This window comes from Duganella vulcania (genome assembly GCF_009857655.1).
Lineage (GTDB): Bacteria > Pseudomonadota > Gammaproteobacteria > Burkholderiales > Burkholderiaceae_D > Rugamonas > Rugamonas vulcania.
The window spans coordinates 1-3352 of record NZ_WWCX01000198.1; the positions used below are offsets into that span (position 1 = coordinate 1).

The following is a 3352-nucleotide window of genomic DNA, read 5'->3' on the forward strand; positions in this document are numbered from 1 at the left end:
CGCGCCTACGGCGAGCTGGCGCTGCCGGCCGGCGCCGCGCCGGACGCCAACCAGGTGGCAGGCGGCTGGGCGCCGGCGCGCCTGTTCCTCGGCCTGGTGCCGGACAACGAGCGCCGCTTCACCGGCTACCCGTCGATCCCGCAGCGCCTGCGGCCGTCGCCGCTGAACCTGATCTACCGCTCGCTGTCCGGGCGCGTGGCGCAGCTCGATCCGGCCGCGATCCGCTTCAGCTTCCTCGACTTCGATGCCTACTAAGCGCCCCGCCGGCACGGCGCTGTTCCTGTTCGCCCACCAGGACGACGAGTACGGCGTGTTCCAGGCCATCGAGGACAGCCTGCGGCGCGGACGCCGCGTGGCCTGCGCCTACCTGACCGAGGGCGCGGCCGGCTCCGGCCCGCGCCGCAACGCCGAATCGCTGGCGGTGCTGGCCGGCATGGGCGTGGACGCGCGCGAGGTGGCCTTTGCCGGCGACCGCCTGGCCATCGTCGACGGCACCCTGCCGCGCCACATGGCGGCGGCCGGCGGCTGGCTGCGCGAGTGGCTGGCGTCCTTCGACGATATCGAACTGATCTGCGTGACGGCCTGGGAAGGCGGCCACCACGACCACGACGCGCTGCACTTCCTGGCGGCCCACGCGGCCGAGAAGCTGGGCCTGCTCGCGCGGCTGCGCCAGTACTCGCTGTACAACGCCTTCGGGCGCCGGGCGCCGTGGTTCAACGTGCTGGCGCCGCTGGCGGCCAACGGCGCGGTCGAGCGCGCGGCCATCGGCTGGGGCGCGCGCCTGCGCCACCTGGGCCGGCTACTGCGCTATCCGAGCCAGTGGAAGACCTGGGTCGGCCTGTTCCCCTTCGTGCTGTGGCACTACCTGCGCCACGGCAGCCAGCAGCTGCAGCCGGTCGCGCTGGCGCGGCTGGCGCAGCGCCCGCACGACGGCCCGCTGTACTACGAGCAGCGCCGCTTCTACACCTGGGAAGCGATGCAACAGGATATGGCCGACTGGTTGGCGCACCGGTGAGTTTTGGAGAGATTCTTATCGCCCCGGGCGGATAGAATGGCGGCGCTCCAACCAACACCGAAAGTAACAGACCGCATGAACCAAGAAAAAAACCTGCACTGGGTGCAGCTGCTGCGCGGCATCGCCGCCGTGCTGGTGGTGCTGACCCACGCCAGGTACCAGTTGCTCAATACGCCCTCCTGGCCGCTGGCCGAGCAGCTGCTCACGCCCGGCGCGATGGGCGTGGACCTGTTCTTCCTCATCAGCGGCTTCATCATGTACTACTCGACCGCCGGCGCCGCCGGCGGCCCGGCCGAGGCGGCGCGCTTCCTGATCAAGCGTTTCGCGCGCGTGTGGCCGGCCTACGCCATCGCCACGCTGGCCTTCGCGTACGTGGTGTACGGCGTCGAGTACTTCCACGACGCCGCCAACCGGCATGCCTTCTGGCACACGCTGGGCATGCTGCCGGCCGATCCGCGCCAGGCGCCGTACTTCGGCCTGACCCTGGTGGTCGCCTGGACGCTGGAATTCGAGATGTATTTCTACCTGATCTTCGCCGCCAGCATGCTGTTCAAGCGCCTGCGCTGGGTGGCGCTGGCGGCCTGGGTGGTGCTGACGGTGCTGGTGCTGCCGTACGCCGAGCGCGGCTTCAATCTCAGCGTCGAGGGCGGTCCGGTGTACCCGGTCGGCTACCTGAGCATCGTCACCAGCCCCTTCGTGCTGGAGTTCCTGGCCGGCGTGCTGATCGGCTGGCTATACAGCCTGCCATGGCTGCGCGTGCGCAGCCGCCAGCTGGCCTGGCACATGCTGGCGCTGGGCGTGACGTACGCGCTGTGGGCGATCTACAGCGGCGCGGTGAACACCCACGGCCCCAGCCAATACGGCCGGCCGCTGGCGCTGATGGTGCTGGCCATGGCGCTGGCCAGCAAGACCGTGCAGATCCGCGTGCCGGCCCTGTGCCTCTGGCTGGGGTCGATATCCTACTCGCTGTACCTGACCCATCTGATCACCGGCACCCTGCTGCAGCACCGCCTGATGGCGAAGGGCCTGGATCCGCTGTGGCATACCTGGCCGTCGGTCCTGCTGACGACCGTGTGCTCGGTGGCGATGGCGGCGCTGTCGCACCGCTACCTGGAACAGGGGCTGTCCAACCTGGTGCGCGACGGCCTGCTCAAGCTGCTGCCGGCGCGGCCGGCGCCCCAGGCAGCGCCGGCGCCGGCCGCGCGCCGCGCTTGAAAACGCTGGCCCCGCCGCCAATATTGCTATACATTTAACCCCTCGTTCGTACGCTTTACCTGGGGATCCAATGAATTGCATCGTCTGTAAGCAACAAACGGCGCCGGGGCTGTCGCCCTGGCATCGCGTCTGTCCGTCCTGCCGCTACGAGAGCGCGGCGCTGCTGCCCACCATCAACGACGCCGAGGTCCATGTGCACGTGGACGAGGCCCAGCGCGAAGCCGGCCTGAAGGCCATCCGCCAGGAAAATTTCGAGACCATCGTCGGCTACGCGGCCGCGCTGGCGCCGCCCGGCGCGCGCCGGCTGCTGGACGTGGGCGCCGCGCACGGCTGGTTTTTGGAGGCCGCGCGCGGCAAGTTCGAGGTGCTGGGCATGGAGCCGGATACGGCCGTGGCGGAGAAGACCGCCGCCCGCGGCCTGCCGGTGCGCAACGGCTTCTTCCCCGACGCGCTGGAGGCGGACGAACGCTTCGACGTGATTGTCTTCAATGACGTGATCGAGCATATCCCGGACATCCATTCGGCGCTGGCCGCCTGCCGCGAACGGCTGTCGCCGGGCGGCATCCTGATCCTGAACCTGCCCAACAGCCGGGGATTTTTCTATCGCCTGTCCAAGCTGTTCGCGCGCGCCGGCTGGCGGGCGCCGTTCGAGCGGCTGTGGCAGAAGGGGCTGCCGTCGCCGCACGTGCACTACTTCGAGGCAGCGAATCTGAGCAAGCTGGTGGGGCAGCAGGGACTGGAATTGCGGCTCAAGGCGGAACTGCCGGCGGTGCGCGCCAAGAGCATGCTGGAGCGCCTGCGCTGCGCCGGCCAGGGAAGCTGGCTGAGCATCTACGCGCAGTACGCGGCCGTCATGCTGACGATCCCGGTGCTGCGCGCCTTCCCCAGCGACATCGTGGTCTGCGTCTACCGCAAACCCTGAACGCCGGGGGCGTGGCTTACTGCTTGGGCGCGCCGCCCAGCAGGAAGGCCAGCTTCTGCTTGGGCTTGGCCGTGGCCGCACCGCCGAGGCTGGCGGTGGCGGCCGGCGCCGGCGCCTTGGCCGGCTCGTACGGCTTGAGGAACCATGGATCGACCTTCTCGCGGCGGCTGCCGTAGGTCGGCGCGCCGGCGGCGCGCGGC

The 3352-nt window shown here is 70.0% G+C and carries 3 protein-coding genes and 2 pseudogenes; 4 read left to right on the top strand and 1 reads right to left on the bottom strand.

What is annotated here, in order from left to right; all coding sequences use genetic code 11:
• From GTP90_RS35075 to GTP90_RS35090, 4 genes and pseudogenes are all read left to right on the top strand, one after another.
• Positions 1 to 255 (top strand): annotated as a pseudogene (locus GTP90_RS35075) (GNAT family N-acetyltransferase); the annotation flags it as partial.
• Positions 245 to 1015 (top strand): PIG-L deacetylase family protein, encoded by a 771-nt coding sequence (locus GTP90_RS35080; protein ID WP_161087838.1) that lies wholly within the window; start codon positions 245 to 247, stop codon positions 1013 to 1015. The pseudogene GTP90_RS35075 and the gene GTP90_RS35080, both read left to right, overlap by 11 nt.
• A gap of 75 nt (positions 1016 to 1090) precedes the next feature.
• Positions 1091 to 2230, top strand: coding sequence for an acyltransferase family protein (locus GTP90_RS35085; RefSeq protein ID WP_161087839.1), 1140 nt, complete (start codon positions 1091 to 1093; stop codon positions 2228 to 2230).
• Positions 2231 to 2300: 70 nt separating this feature from the next.
• Positions 2301 to 3152, top strand: a complete 852-nt coding sequence (locus tag GTP90_RS35090; protein WP_161087840.1) for a class I SAM-dependent methyltransferase — start codon at positions 2301 to 2303, stop codon at positions 3150 to 3152.
• Positions 3153 to 3168: 16 nt separating this feature from the next.
• Here the strand turns inward: GTP90_RS35090 and GTP90_RS35095 are convergent.
• A pseudogene (locus GTP90_RS35095) lies at positions 3169 to 3352 on the bottom strand (DEAD/DEAH box helicase); the annotation flags it as partial.